Origin of the sequence: Ammoniphilus resinae, from assembly GCF_017873965.1 — a bacterium.
GTDB lineage: Bacteria > Bacillota > Bacilli > Aneurinibacillales > RAOX-1 > Ammoniphilus_A > Ammoniphilus_A resinae.
Genome location: NZ_JAGGKT010000001.1, coordinates 262,863 through 281,263 on the forward strand (window position 1 = coordinate 262,863; position 18,401 = coordinate 281,263).

The following is an 18,401-nucleotide window of genomic DNA, read 5'->3' on the forward strand; positions in this document are numbered from 1 at the left end:
ATGATGAACGGACGCTCGTTCCGCCTAGCAACTCAGGCCCCAGTGTCCGTCATCCCAAATAGTAAAACCCGGTCATAACGACCGGGTTTTACCTTTATACTTGGTTCGGAGCATGCTTCGGATCAACAGATAAGGTTTGTTTACAGTACATACAGTCATCCACCTTACCGAGCATCTTCGTCACTTTATTGCATTTTGGACAGACCACTTGGTGTGCTTTGGAGGACAACATCCCAATCCACATATAAAAAATGGCACTACCAAAAATAAACAGTAAACCAAGCACGAGAAAACAGCTCATGAAGATATACGATTGGTGGAAGAAACTACCCAAAAATCCAGCAAATCCGGCATATCCAATGTACATTACGCCAATTCCAAAGAAACACATGAGCATAGCTAGATTTCGAAGTTTATTTAATTTACCTGAAAAAAGCATGAAAGACACCCCAATTTTCGGGGTCAGACCCCAGTCGAAATTTGTCGAAACAATATTCCTGTACAAATGTGTAGGGATAGGATCGCTTAACCTATTCGACAAATTTCGACTGGAGTCTGACCCCTTTACTAAGAATTTGATTAGGGGATGAGCCCCCTTACTTTTTTATCCGCATAGGAAAGTATAGGCTTCTTCGAATTGACATCCCTATCGGCATGAAAAGCTTCCTCTAAAGAGGGATACCTCTTCTTCGAATGGGCTCTGATAGAAGCTTTTCTTACAGCCCAAGTATAGCATAAAGCTTGTTTAAAAGGAAATTCGCTTGCACAGGAAAAAAAGCAGGAAATTGATTATTTCTGTAGAAGATTACTAAGCAAGAAGAAATTATTATTTAGGCAAAAAGGGGGTCTTCCATGAGCCTAGATCACGTTATTTTTCCAGTTGAAGAGGACGAATCGGTTATTCGGGTGGTTTCCTCCAATCCGAAGAGTTCGATTCTTGACGGGGCGGATGAATTTTTTCTAATTATCGGTCAAAATCAACTTCGAGATTCGAAGATTAGCCATCACAAATATAATGGGAAGATCATTGAAAAACGAAGGATGGACCAGAAGGAAATCTACCAGTCTGTTTTTGAAGATAATCACCGTCAAGTGACGCAGTGGCTTCTGTTAGGTGAGGTCCTTAGTGATCCAAGGGGGATTGTTGCAAGCCTGCGAGCTGATCTTAGTAATCGGGATTCATTCTATTACCAGAAAAGAATATACATCGAATTTGCGGGGGTTGTCAGAAAGCATTCTGAGGCCAAGGAGTTTTTGAAAGAGGGTCATATGCTGGATTCCTTTAACAGCACCTTGCAATGCCTACACCATTGGGCAAGACTGGCCATTATGGAAGCAGGTGAGCATCCGGAAACGACGGTATGGGAGCAATTAAAAACAATAGATCCGACGGTTTACAAGCTTTATGATGAACTTGTCACCTCCAAGGAACCTTTGGATAAAAGGATTGAACTCCTCCTTCTTGCATTAGATTTTACGGTGCTTTCCAAAATGGAATATTGCGTTCAATTTATTCTGGATATACTAAAGAGCCGCAAGGCACCGTGGACAGTGGAAGAAATCCTTATGCACCCTTCCATAGCGGACCGGAATTTCGATCTCCTTCTGCTTCTTGAGAAAATGTCGAAGCGATCCATTATCAGGGAAGGGACAATCTCGCGGAATGGCCTTCTTGAAAAAACCTACTGTATTTTTTGAGTCGTTTTTTGTCGAAAAAAGTTGACGAAGCTTTGCGAAGTGGATATAATATTTTTATGTTTAACGCGGCTTTTCATTTATTAAAAATGAGGGGTCGCGTTTTTACTAGCAAGGAGACTTTTAATATTGACAGATATTTTTTTTTACATTAAAATTGAAAATGATTATCAATAGCATAAGTTCTATAAGGAATTCACTATGAAAATGGGGGATTGCAATGGATTTCCAAGCGTTCCTAATTACCTTTCGCGAAGTATTAGAGGCCTTAATGATTGTTGGGATCATTACTACATATTTACGTAAGATGGACCAACAACAATATAATAAATGGGTCTGGACGGGGGTTGCCGGAGCCGTAATTTCAAGTCTTGGCGTAGCACTTTTGTTCCAGGTCGTACTAACCGGTTTTGCCGCGATGAGCTCTCAACACTATATGAGAATTTCCATCATGTTAATTTCAAGTGTGTTGCTAACACAAATGGTATTATGGATGGCTGATAGCAGTAAGGAAATTGCCGGAAAGACCCAGGATAAAATCAATAAAATTGTCACAGCAGGCAGTGTTCTGGGCATGGTCGTTCATGCCTATCTGGTTGTGTTGCGTGAAGGGGTTGAAACGGTTTTCTTTTTTGCGGCAATTAGCCATGGAGACATTTCTCAAGCGATCCAGAGCAAAGGGGCCTTGTTGGGTGTTATTGCTGCTTGTGTATTAGCTTGGGTGATTTTCCGGACAACTGTGCGTGTTCCTCTCAAAACTTTTTTCACTGTCACTGGTTTTCTCATTATGATGATGGCTGCCGGGTTGTTGGTTCAAGGAATTGGAGCAATGCAGGATTATGGTTTTATCGGCTCCCTCAATAAACACGTGTATGATATTTCAACGATCCTTCCAGAACATCCAATTGATGAAGCTCACTTGCGTAGAATAGGAATTGAACCTTTGATTAGTGGGCAAATAGGAATCTTTTTGATGGCGATGTTCGGCTATTCTAGCTCGCCTTCTTTTGAAGAAATTGTTGCGTACATCGGTTACTTTGCCGTACTCATTTGGTGGATTCGTTTTCGCAAAGGAAATAAGGGTCAGGAAAAAAATGAAATAGCAGCCGCTGCTAGTGAAAACAAAAAGGATTCTGTCAGTTTACAAGAAAAAGTCCAGATCGCTAAATAAACAAAACTGCTTCCAAGGTACAGGGATACTTTTGGAAGCAGTTTTTTTGTGAAGAAAGAATAATGTTTGCTATAATGAATCCGAGTGAACGAGAGTGGAGGACATGATATGAAAGAGATAATCATCTATACAGATGGCGCCTGTTCTGGAAACCCTGGCCCAGGGGGATGGGCAGCTATTCTGATGTTTGGTGAACATAAAAAAGAAATCTCAGGTGGAGAATTAAATACAACTAATAATCGTATGGAGCTGCAGGCAGCAATTGAAAGTCTGAAATCTCTGAAAGAGCCCTGTTCGGTAAAGCTATATAGTGATAGCGCTTATCTCGTGAACTGCTTTCAGCAAGGATGGTATAAAGGCTGGATCAAAAATGGATGGAAGAACAGTAAAAAGCAGCCTGTAGAAAACAAGGATCAATGGGAGCAACTCCTGGAATTGGTAGACAAACACAAGGTCGAATTTGTTAAAGTAAAAGGCCACGCGAACAACGAGCTGAATAATCGTTGTGACGAATTAGCCGTAGCAGCCGTACCAAGATAAGGTGATGAGGATGGACATCCAGAAATTAAAGCAAGAGGTAACCCAATATGCTCATCAAGTTGGGATTGATAAAATTGGATTTGCTTCCGCAGATCCTTTTCTTGATTTGAAAGAGCGTCTTTATAAACATCGCGAAGCTGGATATGAATCTGGGTTTGAAGAGAAGGATATCGAAAAGCGAGCGCACCCGGAATTGACCCTGCCTGAGGCCCGTTCAATCATTGCGATTGCCATAGCATATCCAACGAAAATTCCTGATACACCTAAGTCGGGACCCGGCGAATATCGGGGAACGGTTTCACGGGCAGCTTGGGGGAAGGATTATCACCATGTCTTACGCGAAAAGCTGAAAAAACTGGAGACTTTCATCGAAGAGAAAGTCCCTCACGCGCGTTGTGAATCGATGGTGGACACTGGAGTGCTGTCTGATCGAGCTGTAGCTGAAAGAGCGGGATTAGGCTGGGTTGGTAAAAATACCAATTTGATTACACCCGAGTTTGGTTCATGGGTGTACCTTGGGGAAATGATTACAGATATTCCTTTTGAGCCGGATATACCCATTGAAGAGGGGTGTGGAGATTGCACCCTATGCCTTGACCATTGCCCGACACAGGCCTTCGAACAGCCCGGACAATTAAATGCGAATAAATGCTTAGCATTTATCACACAGGTAAAAGGTTCCATTCCTGATCATTATCGTGAAAAGTTGGGGAATCGGATATACGGATGTGACACTTGCCAACAAGTGTGTCCAAAGAATCGAAAAATCAATTTCACCCACCAGGAAGAATGCAGGCCAGACCCCGAACTGGCAAAACCGCTATTAAAGCCCTTGCTTACGATTGGAAAGAAAGAATTTCAAAATACATTTGGGCCGACAGCGGCCGCATGGAGAGGGAAAAAGCCAATCCAGCGAAATGCAATTATCTCCTTGGCACATTTTAAAGATCAAAGTGCTGTCCCAGAATTAATCGAGTTAATGAAGAAGGACGAACGACCTGTGATTCGGGGAACAGCAGCTTGGGCCCTTGGCAAAATTGGCGGAACGCATGCAAAGCAGGCACTTGAGAAAGCTGAACATGAAGAGAAGGATGCAGAAGTGCAAGAGGAAATCCGTAAGGCTTTGGAACGGGTGCAGGATCTAAAAGTCAACTGATGGGGGAATGGCAATGGTACAAAGTACAAGCCTATTTTATACGGAGATGGAAAGTCCAATTGGCATGATTGGGTTAGCTGCAACGGAGACTGCGCTATGTTGGATTACCTTTGATAGTGGACCATCGGCAAGGGATGAATTGCGCCAGTGGGGCAAAAAATGGCTGCGGATCGAACAGCACCAAATCGAAAGAAACAGGGTGTTGCAACAGGCTGTGGTCCAACTGCAGGAGTATTTTCTTAGACAGCGTACAGAGTTTGAACTGCCGCTTGCTATTTATGGGACGCCCTTTCAAAAATCAGTCTGGAATCAACTTCAAAAGATACCTTATGGTGAAGTTAGGTCCTATAAGGATATAGCTGTTGCGATTTCATCGAGCAAGGCAGTTCGGGCGGTTGGCGGGGCAAATAATAAAAACCCTCTATCCATTGTGATTCCTTGTCACCGGGTGATTGGTTCCAATGGATCTTTAACGGGGTACGGAGGCGGCTTGCCCATTAAGGAATTTCTACTTGGAATGGAAGCCTCCCATCGATCCCAAATAAAAGAGGCACAGTAAAAAAAGGAAAAAATGCCAGCTCCTTCACATATGCTGAAAATAGCCGAACATGTGAGGAGCGTTTTGGATGTCTAAGAGCTGGATGAGCGCATTAAAACAATACTTTTCCATGTTAAACCAATTGCAGATTGAAGGAAATGTTTTTGAAATAGAAGCCTATCGAAAAAACGATGAGAGCCTGCAAAAAGAAACCGGCCGCATCTTGCGTCGACGTGAAACCTTCCAATCAAGAAATGCCAGGCCGGTGAAATGCAAAACAACAATCCGCCAGATTCAAATCCTTTCAGAGGATCAGGAAAAGGTGGATATTGCCCTGCAGAACCACCTTTGGCAGTTGTATCATATTCGGGATTGCTTCCTGGAGCAGGAGGATGAACAATACCGGACGATTACCATGCGGGAAAAAGATGGACGTTGGTATGTGGATTCTGACTATATTGTTGGCGAGGAAGCCCAGAATTCGGAGGAACATCCTGATGCTTTCAGGGATAATCAGGAAGAGATTATGCCGCAATCCGCGGAAGTGGTCAATAAAAAAGGGGCTTATAATCGGGCCATGGCTAAGCGGTATGCAGAATTGTGGTGGAATCAGCATAATCCCCATTACCCCAAATTTGAAGTGGATTGTACCAATTTTGTCTCCCAATGCGTCCATGAGGGCGGCGTGACCCAGGAAGTGACAACACAGAGAAATATCGGTTGGTGGGTCAAAGGTAAGGGAAATTGGAGTTTCAGCTGGTCTGTTGCTCATAGTTTTATGACCTACTTGCTTGGGGCGAATACGAAATTACCAGCAAAAGCAGAGTTGAAAACATCCGCTGATCAATTAATGATTGGCGATGTCATCTGTTATGATTGGGATGGGTCGGGGAGGTTCCAGCATAATACGATTGTAGTGGCAAAAGATCCGAATGGTATGCCACTAGTCAACGCCCATACAGTGAATAGCCGTCATCGTTATTGGGATTATCGCGATTCACACGCCTGGACCGAACAAACCAAATACAAATTTCTTCATATTCTTGTTTAAACCCGGGAGTGTTTGCCATTCCTGGGTTATTCCTTTAAGATGAAGAGTGGAATTCCTGCCAAGAGGTGAGCATAATGGCTTTTCATATCGTACTATTTCAACCGGAGATCCCAGCAAACACAGGAAACATTGTTCGAACCTGTTCTGTCACCGGGGCTCATTTGCATTTAATCCATCCCCTGGGTTTTTCCGTGGAGGACAAATATCTAAAGCGCGCGGGTCTCGATTATTGGGATGAGGTGGCTATTCATCATCATCGCAATTATAGCGAATTTCTGCAGGCGAAAGGGCCTGGGCGACTTTTTTTTATTGAGACAAGTGGGACAAGATTTTATCATCAAACAACTTTTCAGGATGGCGATTATTTTGTTTTTGGCAAAGAAACAACCGGGATCCCGAAGGAGATCCTGGAAGAAAACGCAGATCAGGTGATCCGCATCCCCATGAGTAAGGGAAAACGTTCTTTGAACCTTTCCAACACGGCTGCCATTGTTCTGTATGAGGGACTGCGGCAGATTGGGTTTTCTGAATTGCTATAACGAAAACTTGCACTGCCCCTAGGTATTGACAATCTTTTTCAAGGAAAGCTATAGTATATAAATGTTGAAACGGGGGTTTGTCCCCAAAGCACCAAGAATGTAACTACACAGGAGGAATCGTCAATGAAAAAGATTTTTTCTTCAGCTTTTGCTTTGCTGCTTTCAGTGTCATTATTCACTGGTTGTGCTCAAAACAATGAAGAGGGAAACGCACAAGGAAACGAAACAGCACCCGCTGGTGAAAAGGTAACACTTACCGTAGGGGCTTCACCTGTCCCACATGCAGAGATTTTACAACAGGTAAAACCGCTGCTTGAAAAGGAAGGAATCACTCTGGATATTAAGGAGTTTACTGATTATACACTGCCTAATCAGGCTTTGAATGATGGTCAATTGGATGCAAACTTCTTCCAACACGTTCCTTATCTTGAATCCTTCAACAAGGAACACGGAACAAAGGTCGCTCCATCCGTCGCCGTTCATTTTGAACCGATTGGGGTCTATGCTGGTAAATCCAAATCTTTGGATGATGTAAAAGAAGGATCAACGTTTGCCGTACCAAATGATCCGACGAATGAAGCACGGGCCCTTCAACTGCTTCAAGAACAGAAATTGATTACCCTTCCTGAAGGGGCAGGATTGGACGTCACAGCAAAGGATATTCAGGACAACCCTAAAAAAATAGTGATTAAAGAGTTCGACGCCGCGATGATTCCTAGAATGCTTGGAGAAGTAGACTTTGCGATTATTAACGGAAACTACGCGATCGATGCAGGGCTAAAAGTGAAGGATGCACTTGCTGCAGAAGATGTAAATTCCCTTGCTGCTAAAACATATGCAAATATTCTAGCCGTTAGAGAAGGGGAAGACAGGGAGGAAGTTAAGAAGCTGGAAGAGGCGTTACAATCTCCAGAAGTGAAGAAGTTTATTGAAGAAAAGTATGAGGGATCTGTTGTACCGATGTTTTAATCGGGCTTCTTGAGCATAAAGGACTAGGCAAATGCCTAGTCCTTTATTTTTCTCTTTTACGCTTCTCGCTCCACTGACTCCGCCCATCTCAGTCCGAATTAGGCCCGGATTCGGACTGAAATCTACTGACTCCGCCCATCTCAGTCTGAATTAGGCCCGGATTCGGACTGAAATCTACTGACTCCGCCCATCTCGGTCCAAAACAGACCCGGATTCGGACTGAAATCCACTGACTCCGCCCATCTCAGTCCGAAACAGACCCGAATTCGGACTGAAATCCACTGACTCCGCCCATCTCAGTCCGAAACAGACCCGAATTCGGACTGAAATCTACCGACTCCGCCCATCTCAGTCCGAATCCCAAAATAAAAAAGATCCAGTGACTCCCACTGGACCTTTCTCAATTACAGATTCCAAGTTTTATCTTCGTTAGACCCTGCGGTAAGGGTAAAGAATAAAAAGCACCCAAGTACAAAAACAGGAATAAAGGTTCCTAAAAAACCAGTCATCCTTTCGCCCCCCTTTCTCTCCTAGTATGGACGAAGTCTTCAATTTCATATCTATTATAGCCAAATGATTTCAAAAAGGGAATAGAAAGCTTTCATCGCAGTTTACCCGTAGAAGTTGATTGCTTCTGATGCGGAAAGAAGATCTCATGAAAGAAAGATGTTTTAAGCATGTCACCGGGAGTAGACGAATATATATGGATTAAAATTGTCTTTAAAGTCACTGGTATCTCACCAAAAAGGTTGAGCTTGATAAAAGGAGAGGAGGCTCCCATGGATTTTTTAAAACGTCTAAGTGAACATCGACAGAATGAAGGTAAGTTGGCCTGGGAGGGAACTTTTGCTGAGTACCTAGAAATCATTAAAAAAACCCCGATGGTAACACAGACTGCTCATTCAAGAGTCTATAACATGATCGCTGATTCTGGCATTGAAGTGCATGAGGATGGCTCGAAAGAATATAAATTTTTCACTAGAGAAATTTTCGGGTTGGACCGCTCCATTGAAAAGTTGGTAGAAGAATATTTCCATTCCTCCGCGAAAAGATTGGATGTTAGGAAAAGGGTATTGCTGTTGATGGGGCCTGTGAGCGGAGGGAAATCAACGATTGTAACGATGTTGAAAAGAGGGCTTGAAGGATATGCGAAAACAGATCGCGGTGCGATCTATGCAATTAAAGGGTGCCCCATGCATCAGGAGCCTCTACTACTGATACCACAGGAACTTAGGGCGGAGTTTGAGGAGGAATTCGGGGTAAAAATTGAGGGTGAACTAAATCCGTATACTCGCATGCTGGTGGAAAACGAGTACGGCGGTAGGATTGAAGATGTAGTCATCCAACGGATCTTCTTCTCCGAAAAAGACCGAATTGGAATTGGTACATTCAGCCCTTCAGACCCTAAATCCCAGGATATCGCCGACTTAACAGGAAGTATTGACTTTTCTACGATTGCAGAATATGGATCAGAATCTGACCCAAGGGCCTATCGTTTTGATGGTGAATTAAACAAGGCAAACCGCGGTTTGATGGAATTCCAAGAAATGTTGAAGTGTGATGAAAAGTTCTTATGGAATCTTCTTTCCCTGACCCAAGAAGGAAATTTCAAAGCAGGGAGATTTGCTTTAATCTCTGCGGATGAACTAATCGTTGCCCATACGAATGAAACGGAGTATAGGAATTTTATCAGCAATAAAAAGAACGAAGCCCTGCAGTCGCGTATTATTGTCATGAGAATTCCATATAATCTCAGAGTTTCGGATGAAGAAAAAATCTACGCTAAATTGATTAAGCAAAGTGACCTGGGTCACGTTCATATTGCGCCACATGCCTTAAGAACGTCTGCTGTATTCTCGATCCTCACCCGGTTGAAGGATTCGAAGAAACAAGGAACCGATTTATTGAAAAAAATGAAGCTTTATGATGGGGAAAGTGTGGAAGGATTCAAGGAAGCAGACGTTGCGGAGCTGCGCAATGAATACCTGGATGAAGGGATGTCTGGGATCGACCCGCGCTATGTCATCAACCGCATTTCAAGCGCCCTGATTCGCCGGGACACTGAATGTATTAACGCATTGGATATTTTGCGGGCATTAAAGGAAGGACTCGATCAGCATGCTTCCATTACCAAAGAGGAAAGAGAGCGCTTTCTAAATTTCATCTCTGTTGCACGCAAGGAATACGATGAATTGGCTAAGAAAGAGGTTCAGAAGGCATTTGTCTATTCCTATGAAGAGTCCGCGAAAACATTACTTGATAACTACCTAGACAATGTGGAGGCCTATTGCCATCGCAATAAGATGCGGGATCCAGTAACTGGAGAAGAGATGGATCCAGATGAAAAGCTGATGAGATCAATCGAGGAGCAGATTGGCATCTCTGAAAACGCCAAAAAGGCATTCCGCGAAGAAATTTTAATACGGATCTCCCACTACGCGCGCAAAGGAAAGCGTTTTGAATATAATAACCATGAACGACTGAAAGAAGCAATTGAAAAGAAATTATTCACCGATCTTAAAGATGTTGTGAAGATTACTACCTCTTCAAAAACACCGGACGAAAGCCAATTGAAGAAAATCAACGAAGTCACAAGACGTTTAATTGAAGAGCATGGATACTGTCCTATCTGTTCTAATGAATTGCTAAGATATGTAGGGAGCTTGTTGAACAGATAGAATGCGTAGCAGCTTTGAATCCAAAGTCATGCCATGGAGTGAAGTCAATGAAGGAGCCCATGTTTATTGTGTCTCAGGAAGACTGGTCTCTCCATCGCAAAGGATATCAAGATCAACTGAGACACCAGGAAAAAGTAAAAGAAGCGATTAAACAGAACTTGCCTGATCTCGTTAGTGAAGAAAGCATTATTATGTCCAATGGACGTGACGTAGTAAAAATACCGATTCGATCTTTAGATGAGTACCGTTTTCGGTATAACTACAATAAAAGCAAGCAGGTTGGCCAGGGGAATGGAGATTCAAAAGTAGGGGACGTCATTGCCCGTGATGGGGATCCCGCTGCAGGGGCTGGAAAAGGCTCCGGAGCAGGTGAAGACCCAGGCCAGGACTATTATGAAGCAGAAATCTCAGTAGAAGAGCTGGAAGAAATGCTCTTCTCTGAGATGGAGTTGCCAAATCTGAAAAGAAAAGACCAGAATCAAATTACGGTCACCGATATTGAGTTTAATGATATTCGCAAGAAAGGGCTCATGGGGAATATCGATAAGAAGCGAACCATTCTAGAGGCCCTCAAACGGAATGCAAGAGCAGGAAATCCCAGCCTAAAGGGCGGGATTTCCGTCGATGACCTGCGCTATAAGACTTGGGATGAGGTAACGAAGCCACATTCCAATGCGGTTGTCATCGCCATGATGGACACGAGTGGTTCGATGGGGATTTTTGAGAAATATATCGCCAGAAGCTTCTTCTTTTGGATGACTCGATTTCTGCGAACGAAATATGAAAAAGTCGAGATTGTCTTCATCGCCCATCACACAGAGGCGAAGGAAGTAACCGAGGAGGCTTTCTTTTCTAAAGGAGAAAGTGGAGGAACGATCTGTTCCTCAGCCTACAGGAAAGCCCTCGAGATTATCGACAGCAGGTATTCTCCTGCGGTTTACAACATTTATCCGTTCCATTTTTCCGATGGAGACAATTTGACTTCTGATAATGAGCGTTGCGTGAAATTAGTCGGTGAGCTCATGAAACGATCAAATATGTTTGGATATGGAGAGGTTAATCAGTATAATCGCCACTCAACACTGATGTCAGCCTACAAACATGTGAATGACCCTAAATTCAAGCATTGTATTATTCGGGAAAAAGGGGAAGTATACAAAGCTTTAACGACGTTTTTCAAAAAAACGGAGGAAGCCAAGGCATAGGGTGGGGGTGAGGAACGTTGGCCATGGCTGCGGAAGATAAAAGACAATTAGAGAGAGCCATTGATGAGATTACCGAAATTGCCAAAGGATTTGGTTTGGACTTCTATCCTATGCGATATGAAATATGTCCCGCGGATATCATTTATACGTTCGGTGCTTATGGGATGCCCACCCGATTCTCCCATTGGAGTTTCGGGAAATCCTTTCATCGGATGAAGCTTCAGTATGATTTAGGGCTTAGCAAAATTTATGAGCTTGTCATTAATTCCAACCCCTGTTATGCCTTTCTCTTAGATGGAAATACACTGATTCAAAATAAATTAATCGTGGCACATGTGCTGGCCCACTGCGATTTTTTCAAGAACAATGTGCGATTTTCTAAAACCAATCGGGAAATGGTCGAGAGCATGGCTGCCAGTGCGGAGCGCATCCGTCAGTATGAAATTTTGTATGGTAAGCATGAAGTAGAGAATTTCCTCGATGCAGCTTTAGGCATTCAGGAGCATATAGATCCTAGTCTTGTAAAGCCACAATTTGACTATGTCAAGGAAGATTCTGACACACGGAATACCAAAGGTCAAAGAAAGGGTCTTTATGATGATCTCTGGGGACTTGATCCGGAAGAACGTGAACGTCGGGAGAAGGAGGAAGCAAAGAAGAACCAGCCCGTTCGGTTTCCTCCCCGACCGGAAAAGGATCTCTTATTGTTTATTGAGCAGTACGCACAAGGGCTCCAAGACTGGCAGCAAGATATTCTGACGATAGTTCGAGGTGAGATGCTCTATTTTTGGCCCCAATTGGAAACGAAGATTATGAATGAAGGATGGGCTTCTTACTGGCACCAACGGATCCTTAGGGAAATGGAGCTGACCGAAAGGGAAACCATCGAGTTTGCAAAACTGAACGCCGGCGTCGTCCAGCCATCGACTACCAGCATCAATCCCTATTACTTAGGGGTGAAAATGTTCGAATATATTGAACGTAAATGGGATAACCCGACAGAAGAAGAACAGCATAGGCTCGGAAGAAAGAAAGGGGAAGGACGCAAGAAAATTTTTGAAGTGCGTGAACTCGATTCGGATATCTCTTTCTTGCGCAACTATCTAACTAAAGAACTCGTTGATGAATTAGATATGTATGTATTCGCAAAGCAAGGTAACGATTGGACGATTACAGAAAAGTTATGGGAAGGCGTCCGCGATCAGTTGGTTGTTTCCCGGGTTAATGGGGGATTTCCTTATTTGACAGTGGAAAATGGGGATTATCTGAGAAATGGAGAATTGTATCTGAAGCACCATTTTGAAGGAATGGAGCTTGATATTAAATATTTGGAACGGACCTTGCCATATGTTCACCAGCTTTGGAAGAAAACCGTTCATTTGGAAACAACCATAGAAGACCGGCAAGTGCTGTTTACCCATGATGGGAAAAAGACACATCGAAGATTTTTGTAAACTTGTTGATACCAGGTGAAGTCCGTAGACTTCACTTGTTTTTTTGTTTTTAAAGGTTTTTGGGGAACTCACCCATATATGCTAGGCTATCCTGGTGGACCATGCCCACTTGACTTTGTGATCGGACTGAGGAGACCTTATTTTGGTAAAAACTCTACTTTCTAAAGGTGTAGAGGACACAGATGACCTTATTTTATTGAAATCCTTAGATATATGATGCTTAACTGCGGGATAGGGGCTTTTGGGTCCGGATACTCTTTAAATTTAGGCATTTGGTAAGAATTAGCGGCTTTACGGTCCGCTTGACTTTGTGATCGAACCGAATGAAGCGAAATTGGACTAAACAGCTTAATTCGGTCCAATCACTGTCCTAATTGGCTGGCGGAACCTCCGTCTGTTTAGTCTCGAAAATCGTAGGTGGGCTCCGGCTAATCTATTTGATAAAATAAAATAAATCACGTCTACTTAGGCAGCAAGGGGAAACGATCAATGCTTATTTGGGATCAAAAACATAAACAATTATTATCACACCATTGTAGGAATTGCCCGGATCCGTTCTTTGCCCCTTATTCAAAAGACCTGCCGCATGTTGGTTGCTGCAGTTACAGCCCGGTTTTCACCCTGTTTGAGATTTATAAGATGGTCCAGGCGAATGAGAAGTTGTTTTTTTGGGACCGAATTTATCACAATCCGTACAGCACGGTGAAGGATTATGAAATTATCGTCCATGCCCATGTTCATCCCAAATTTTACGAAGCCAAAAAGGGAATAGGCTTGTCTTCAAAGCTCGAAGAAGAGGACTTCAAGCTGCGTTTTTCTGTCTGTCAATTTTTTGAAGATGGAAAGGGCTGTGGTTTAAATCCAGACTTTAAAAATAGGGTGTGCCGATCCTTTATTTGTCCAGCGTTAGAGGAGCAGATGGAAGATAGCGAAAAACAGCTCTTGGAAGATCATGTGAAGGAGATTCAAGCGGAAGTAGAGGGGTTTTTGAATGTGCATGAAACCGTATTGAAACAACGAGGCTGGACATTTGTCGATCATATGGAGGAGATTGTTGATTACCTGGAAAAGGTAACTCGTAGATAAAACGTTCGGAAATAGAAAAATAGCGGAAAAAGTTTCCGCTATTCACCTAACTTTTGGTCACTAGCGGAAAATTTTTCCGTTACTTAAGGAATCAGCCCTCCTCCCTAAACACGTACAACGCATACTCGATCGGTCTTCGGACTGCTGTCCAGTAGAGGTTCATATTTCCCATCAAACGAAAAATATCGCGACCAGGTTTGGGGTTCACCTCAATGATCCAGATTGCACCGTCTTGATCAATTCCTAGGTCGATCCCTAGCTCTACCAATCGGCCGAACTTTTCCTCTAGATATTCTGCAATAAGTAACCCCAACTGATGGCACTCTGCCATTTGTTTCTGATATTTTTCAGGAGGGAAATATTTGCCTAGAATTTGTTCGGCATCCACTGCTTTTCCTCCACCGTGGAGATTGGAGGTTGCGCTGTCTTTTCCCCCGACTTTCCCACCCATTCCAGTGACTTTCCATTCACCGGCTGCATCTTTTTGCACTAACAGGCGAAAATCGACCATGACGTGGGGCTCCCACTGTAGCTTCAGCCCCTGCTGAACGATGTATTTTTTGTCCTTGGTCCAATCACTAACAAAGGTTGCAAGTGATGACAGGGGGATGGTCCTCTTCATCTTTTTTCTTTGCCAATCCCTTCCCAGAAGGGCCAAATGTCCTGACTTTTGAGTAATACTTAAAATTCCTTTCCCGCCTGTTCCATTCACTGGTTTGAGATAGACTTGATGGTATTTACCAAGAAGTCGCTTAATATCCGCCGACCCTTCCAGAAATAAAGTCTCCGGAAGCCATTTGCGAATGGTTGGATGACGATCGAGGTAACAATGAAGGTTCCATTTGTGCGCCAGACGGGAGTTGATAAATTTCATCTTGGACCCACTGCGAAAATGGATAAAGCTTTTAAAAGCTTTTGGTTCCATGTTGCGAAAACGATCATAGACAAGATCGGGTGGGGAGGAAAGCTTAGACTGCCAGCCGCCCCGATCCTTTTGATAGACGAGCGCACGAATCATTCCACTAGGAAGAATATCGTGCGGGGAAAAGAGTAGAATTTCTGTATTCAATTTTTCAGCTTCCTTTACCAAATGGGTGAAAAAGGTCCGTTCTTCCATTTGGGTACCCTTATACCAGGTAAGTACGCCTAAACGCAGACGAGGAGGCATTACTCAACATCTTCTTTCTTCCAATTTCCAAGACCTAACCATAAGGTTGGTTTTCCTGTAGGCCCGGTAATCACTTTAAACCCAATCATGCCCATGGCAAAGCACATTTTAAGGCTCGGTACATTGTCTAGTGCAACTCTTCCATAGGCTTTATCCATTCGCTTCATCAATTCTTCAATCAATGTGACACCCGTTCTTTTTTGACGAAACTCCTTATGGACTGCAATAAAGGATTCTTCCCGTCCGAAATCTGAAACAGCCATGATCCCGGTTAATCTCTTTTCTTCAAGTGAAACCAAGATACAGGTGCCCTCGACATTCAGTGATTCTGCAGGAAGCCTTTGCAGCCAGCGGATCCCTTGCTTGGTAATCCGTTTATCTCCGTGGAGGTTCAAGAAACGAACGATTCTGGCTTTTACCTTTGGCAGTTGTTCAGGAGTAATTTGCCTTACTTGCATGTTGGCTTACTCCCTTTCCGGTAAAATTTGAGAGGAATTGTGCATATTGGATAATCCGCTCCAAAGATGTTTTGCGAATATGGGGTTCATCAAATTTCATTGGTTTGGCATTGGCTTCAAAAAACCAAAGCTCCCCATCACTGCTTGCACCAATATCCATAGACATTTCTCCCAGGGACGGGTATTTTTCTTCTAAGGCTTCAGCAATATCTAATACGACCTTATTCAGGTTATCCATAAAAGAGGTGTAGTTCACGCTCTGAAAAGATTGCTTTAGCACGACCTCAGGGGATGCGATGGAGCCGCCTCTAGGAACATGGGTAGTGATACTGCCCTTTCCTGCCACGCGGATTCCCACACCGGATAGCTGCCATCTGCCAAAATCATCTTTTTGGACGAGAACTCGTATATCATACGGACGTCCCTCATAGGTTGCCAGCTCGATCCCCTGTTGGATCACATAAGGCTCTTTCACTTTTGCAGAGATGGCATTCCATAACTTCCTCAGATCCGTAGTAGCCCGGGATACAACCTGCTCTCCATTTCGGCTTCGTAAAATGTATTTGCCTTTTGTCGTCTGTATGGACATAATTCCTTTCCCGGCCTTGCCTGAGATCGGCTTCAAGTAGAGTAACGGATGCTTTTCGATCATTGTTGTCAAATCAGATGACGTTGTCAGCTGCCTTGTTTCAGGTACATAGGAGGAAACAAAAGAGTTTTGTCCGAGAGAATGATACAGATTCCATTTGTTAAAGAAATGGTTGTTATATAAATGGAGACCAGAAATGGCTTTGAGTTTTTTGAGGGCGGATTGCACGTAGTCTTTCATCTCATCTTCTCGGTATGGAATCCGATTATAGACGACATCTGGCAGGGGCAAACTGGCAAAGCGGACCCACTGATTGGTATTTTCCTGATAGAGATAGGCGCTGGTAGACTTGGTATCCCAATCAATATCCTCTACCGTAAAAACATAGACGAGAGCTCCAAGTTGCTTGGCTGTTTGGATAATATCGGCAAAGTTAAGTTTATTACCTTTAAACCCGGTTCCTCTCTTTACAGTCAAAATACCGATGATCGGACCAACTGCAAGATTTCCCTGGCTTGTAGATAACTTCACCCTCGTTGCCAATGCCTCAGGAGCAGGGGAACGGGAATTTAAGATTGCCCTTTGAGGAACCCTAAGAGCTCCCATTCGAATGGTGGTTGTTCTTTTCCCTGTCCGCCTAAGGGCGGCAGCAGGTAGATGGAGCGTCCAGCCTTGCCCGGGAATGGTAGAAAGCATCGCTGTTTTAGGAATAGACATAAGGATCACGCTCCTCTTAATTAAAGTTGGCTAAAAATTTACTATAATCAACAATAAGGCGAATCGATTGGCTATCCGCATCCTTCAGGCTGCTTGCTTTGAAGATCGATCTACCCGGACGAGAGTTGGCTTCAAACATCCAGATGTGTCCTTTGTGATCGATGCCAATATCAAAGCCAAGTTCGCCGATGTTCTGGTTTAGTCTCGATTCGATAGCTTTGGCTAGAAGGATTGCTGTTTCTTTGACCTGTTGTTCCATATATGTGCTGTTTTGCGGGAACACTTGTTTTAACAAATCTTGCCCCAAAATCACGGTCCCGCCTGTACGGACGTGTGTAGTAACACTGCCCAGCCCGGCTATTTTTGCTGCAATAGCCGCTACAACCCATTGATTCTCACGGTTTTTATGGGCGTGGACGCGAAAATCCAGCGGTCGATCCTTGAATTTAATCAGATTAATTCCCTGTTGCACGAGATAATTAGAGAAACGAGACTTCGGGAGATGATTTTGTAATAAGGTAGCTAATGATCGATACCGTCTCACAACGTTTTGTGAATGGCTGTGGTACCGACAAAAATATCCTATACCAGGTCTATAGGTTAATTTCAGAATCCCTAGCCCTAAGCTTCCTGTCACTGGTTTGAGATAGACCATGCCATATTTTTTAAGCATATGGTCAACTTTTTGCACCGTTGGAGCAACATGTGTTTCGGGGATGTGCCGGTTTGCCAGCGGATGGTCTACTAATCGTTGATGGATTGACCATTTGTTAAAAAAGGTTGGATTAAACATTTTAGCATCCGTGTTTTCTTCCAACCTTTTAATAAAATTAGTGACACTTAATAGCTTTTCAGAATGTCTGTCTGGGATTCGGTTATAGACGACATCTGGCAGTGGAACGGTCAATCTTCTCCAAGTTAACCCGTTTGCGTCCCCGCGCAAAAACATGCCTCTTACGGTATTGGTGCTCCAATCCACATCAGATGGGGTGAAAAGAAAATAATAGATACTTTCTCCACGCTGAGCGGAAAGCAAATGTTTAAAGAAGGAAGACCTTGCGCTAACTAATTGATTATCTGTCATGGAGATCCCGACTGTTAAAATTCCGACAACAGGACCTAGGCGAAGTGTGTCGCCTGTCACTTTGACATGTAAATCACCATCAAAGGGGATGGCAAGGTTCAAACGGATCGCAGGGGGTATCCAAATTGCGCGATCTGCACGTTGAACCTTCAAAATCCTTGTCATTAATCTTTTTTGCCCCAATTGAACAACCATTTGTTTTTTATCATCTATACCCAATTCCCTGCATAATGCGTAGGGAATGATAATGCCATTGTATTTATTGGATGGCAAGAACTTGATTTGTACTCGCTTGGACTCCAT

At 43.5% G+C, this 18,401-nt stretch carries 17 protein-coding genes; 12 read left to right on the forward strand and 5 right to left on the reverse strand.

Annotated elements, in window-relative coordinates; translation table 11 throughout:
• Window positions 1–94: 94 nt before the first annotated feature.
• Complete coding sequence (locus tag J2Z37_RS01235) at window positions 95–439, reverse strand: DUF2614 family zinc ribbon-containing protein (RefSeq protein WP_209808129.1); 345 nt, start codon at window positions 437–439, stop codon at window positions 95–97.
• Window positions 440–852: 413 nt separating this feature from the next.
• On the opposite strand from J2Z37_RS01235, the gene J2Z37_RS01240 reads away from it, so the two are divergent.
• The 12 genes from J2Z37_RS01240 to J2Z37_RS01295 all read left to right on the forward strand — a co-directional run bounded on the left by J2Z37_RS01240 (window position 853) and on the right by J2Z37_RS01295 (window position 14,082).
• Window positions 853–1,698, forward strand: a complete 846-nt coding sequence (locus J2Z37_RS01240; protein WP_209808132.1) for a nucleotidyltransferase-like protein — start codon at window positions 853–855, stop codon at window positions 1,696–1,698.
• A gap of 217 nt (window positions 1,699–1,915) precedes the next feature.
• Window positions 1,916–2,866, forward strand: coding sequence for an FTR1 family iron permease (locus tag J2Z37_RS01245; protein ID WP_209808134.1), 951 nt, complete (start codon window positions 1,916–1,918; stop codon window positions 2,864–2,866).
• A 108-nt stretch (window positions 2,867–2,974) separates the two neighbouring features.
• Complete coding sequence (gene rnhA / locus J2Z37_RS01250; protein WP_209808136.1) at window positions 2,975–3,406, forward strand: ribonuclease HI; 432 nt, start codon at window positions 2,975–2,977, stop codon at window positions 3,404–3,406.
• Between the two features lie 10 nt (window positions 3,407–3,416).
• Window positions 3,417–4,562, forward strand: coding sequence for a tRNA epoxyqueuosine(34) reductase QueG (gene queG / locus J2Z37_RS01255; RefSeq protein WP_209808138.1), 1,146 nt, complete (start codon window positions 3,417–3,419; stop codon window positions 4,560–4,562).
• 13 nt (window positions 4,563–4,575) lie between these two features.
• Window positions 4,576–5,121: a methylated-DNA--[protein]-cysteine S-methyltransferase gene (locus J2Z37_RS01260; protein ID WP_245203472.1), complete on the forward strand. Its 546-nt coding sequence runs from the start codon at window positions 4,576–4,578 to the stop codon at window positions 5,119–5,121.
• A gap of 67 nt (window positions 5,122–5,188) precedes the next feature.
• Entirely contained in the window at window positions 5,189–6,151 is a 963-nt protein-coding gene (locus J2Z37_RS01265) for an amidase domain-containing protein (protein WP_209808142.1), read from the forward strand.
• A gap of 74 nt (window positions 6,152–6,225) precedes the next feature.
• Complete coding sequence (gene trmL, locus J2Z37_RS01270) at window positions 6,226–6,690, forward strand: tRNA (uridine(34)/cytosine(34)/5-carboxymethylaminomethyluridine(34)-2'-O)-methyltransferase TrmL (RefSeq protein ID WP_209808144.1); 465 nt, start codon at window positions 6,226–6,228, stop codon at window positions 6,688–6,690.
• Window positions 6,691–6,813: 123 nt separating this feature from the next.
• Entirely contained in the window at window positions 6,814–7,659 is an 846-nt protein-coding gene (locus J2Z37_RS01275) for a MetQ/NlpA family ABC transporter substrate-binding protein (protein ID WP_209808147.1), read from the forward strand.
• Window positions 7,660–8,438: 779 nt separating this feature from the next.
• Window positions 8,439–10,337 carry a PrkA family serine protein kinase gene (locus tag J2Z37_RS01280; RefSeq protein WP_209808149.1) on the forward strand — a complete coding sequence of 633 codons (1,899 nt, stop codon included), beginning with the start codon at window positions 8,439–8,441 and terminating at the stop codon, window positions 10,335–10,337.
• A gap of 47 nt (window positions 10,338–10,384) precedes the next feature.
• The gene (yhbH, locus tag J2Z37_RS01285; protein WP_209808151.1) at window positions 10,385–11,542 is read left to right on the forward strand and encodes a sporulation protein YhbH; all 1,158 of its coding nucleotides are present in this window, start codon (window positions 10,385–10,387) and stop codon (window positions 11,540–11,542) included.
• A gap of 23 nt (window positions 11,543–11,565) precedes the next feature.
• Complete coding sequence (locus tag J2Z37_RS01290; protein WP_209808885.1) at window positions 11,566–12,996, forward strand: SpoVR family protein; 1,431 nt, start codon at window positions 11,566–11,568, stop codon at window positions 12,994–12,996.
• A gap of 489 nt (window positions 12,997–13,485) precedes the next feature.
• Window positions 13,486–14,082 carry a hypothetical protein gene (locus tag J2Z37_RS01295; RefSeq protein WP_209808154.1) on the forward strand — a complete coding sequence of 199 codons (597 nt, stop codon included), beginning with the start codon at window positions 13,486–13,488 and terminating at the stop codon, window positions 14,080–14,082.
• A gap of 91 nt (window positions 14,083–14,173) precedes the next feature.
• Here the strand turns inward: J2Z37_RS01295 and J2Z37_RS01300 are convergent, their stop codons facing one another.
• From J2Z37_RS01300 to J2Z37_RS01315, 4 genes are read right to left on the reverse strand one after another with little or no spacing between them, the layout of a single operon-like run.
• Window positions 14,174–15,250 carry a YheC/YheD family endospore coat-associated protein gene (locus J2Z37_RS01300; protein ID WP_209808156.1) on the reverse strand — a complete coding sequence of 359 codons (1,077 nt, stop codon included), beginning with the start codon at window positions 15,248–15,250 and terminating at the stop codon, window positions 14,174–14,176.
• Window positions 15,250–15,708, reverse strand: a complete 459-nt coding sequence (locus tag J2Z37_RS01305; protein ID WP_209808158.1) for a GNAT family N-acetyltransferase — start codon at window positions 15,706–15,708, stop codon at window positions 15,250–15,252. Before J2Z37_RS01305 ends, J2Z37_RS01300 begins: the two co-directional genes overlap by 1 nt.
• The gene (locus J2Z37_RS01310; protein WP_209808160.1) at window positions 15,683–17,014 is read right to left on the reverse strand and encodes a YheC/YheD family endospore coat-associated protein; all 1,332 of its coding nucleotides are present in this window, start codon (window positions 17,012–17,014) and stop codon (window positions 15,683–15,685) included. The genes J2Z37_RS01305 and J2Z37_RS01310 overlap by 26 nt, the downstream gene beginning before the upstream one ends.
• 16 nt (window positions 17,015–17,030) lie before the next feature.
• Complete coding sequence (locus tag J2Z37_RS01315) at window positions 17,031–18,401, reverse strand: YheC/YheD family endospore coat-associated protein (RefSeq protein ID WP_209808162.1); 1,371 nt, start codon at window positions 18,399–18,401, stop codon at window positions 17,031–17,033.

Excerpts from the sequence above, each read along its gene's own strand:
- J2Z37_RS01235 (WP_209808129.1), bottom strand. The coding sequence starts at position 439 with ATGCTTTTTTCAGGTAAATTAAATAAACTTCGAAATCTAGCTATGCTC.
- J2Z37_RS01240 (WP_209808132.1), top strand. The coding sequence starts at position 853 with ATGAGCCTAGATCACGTTATTTTTCCAGTTGAAGAGGACGAATCGGTT.
- J2Z37_RS01245 (WP_209808134.1), top strand. The coding sequence starts at position 1,916 with ATGGATTTCCAAGCGTTCCTAATTACCTTTCGCGAAGTATTAGAGGCC.
- rnhA (WP_209808136.1), top strand. The coding sequence starts at position 2,975 with ATGAAAGAGATAATCATCTATACAGATGGCGCCTGTTCTGGAAACCCT.
- queG (WP_209808138.1), top strand. The coding sequence starts at position 3,417 with ATGGACATCCAGAAATTAAAGCAAGAGGTAACCCAATATGCTCATCAA.
- J2Z37_RS01260 (WP_245203472.1), top strand. The coding sequence starts at position 4,576 with ATGGTACAAAGTACAAGCCTATTTTATACGGAGATGGAAAGTCCAATT.
- J2Z37_RS01265 (WP_209808142.1), top strand. The coding sequence starts at position 5,189 with ATGTCTAAGAGCTGGATGAGCGCATTAAAACAATACTTTTCCATGTTA.
- trmL (WP_209808144.1), top strand. The coding sequence starts at position 6,226 with ATGGCTTTTCATATCGTACTATTTCAACCGGAGATCCCAGCAAACACA.
- J2Z37_RS01275 (WP_209808147.1), top strand. The coding sequence starts at position 6,814 with ATGAAAAAGATTTTTTCTTCAGCTTTTGCTTTGCTGCTTTCAGTGTCA.
- J2Z37_RS01280 (WP_209808149.1), top strand. The coding sequence starts at position 8,439 with ATGGATTTTTTAAAACGTCTAAGTGAACATCGACAGAATGAAGGTAAG.
- yhbH (WP_209808151.1), top strand. The coding sequence starts at position 10,385 with ATGAAGGAGCCCATGTTTATTGTGTCTCAGGAAGACTGGTCTCTCCAT.
- J2Z37_RS01290 (WP_209808885.1), top strand. The coding sequence starts at position 11,566 with ATGGCTGCGGAAGATAAAAGACAATTAGAGAGAGCCATTGATGAGATT.
- J2Z37_RS01295 (WP_209808154.1), top strand. The coding sequence starts at position 13,486 with ATGCTTATTTGGGATCAAAAACATAAACAATTATTATCACACCATTGT.
- J2Z37_RS01300 (WP_209808156.1), bottom strand. The coding sequence starts at position 15,250 with ATGCCTCCTCGTCTGCGTTTAGGCGTACTTACCTGGTATAAGGGTACC.
- J2Z37_RS01305 (WP_209808158.1), bottom strand. The coding sequence starts at position 15,708 with ATGCAAGTAAGGCAAATTACTCCTGAACAACTGCCAAAGGTAAAAGCC.
- J2Z37_RS01310 (WP_209808160.1), bottom strand. The coding sequence starts at position 17,014 with ATGTCTATTCCTAAAACAGCGATGCTTTCTACCATTCCCGGGCAAGGC.
- J2Z37_RS01315 (WP_209808162.1), bottom strand. The coding sequence starts at position 18,401 with ATGGAGTCCAAGCGAGTACAAATCAAGTTCTTGCCATCCAATAAATAC.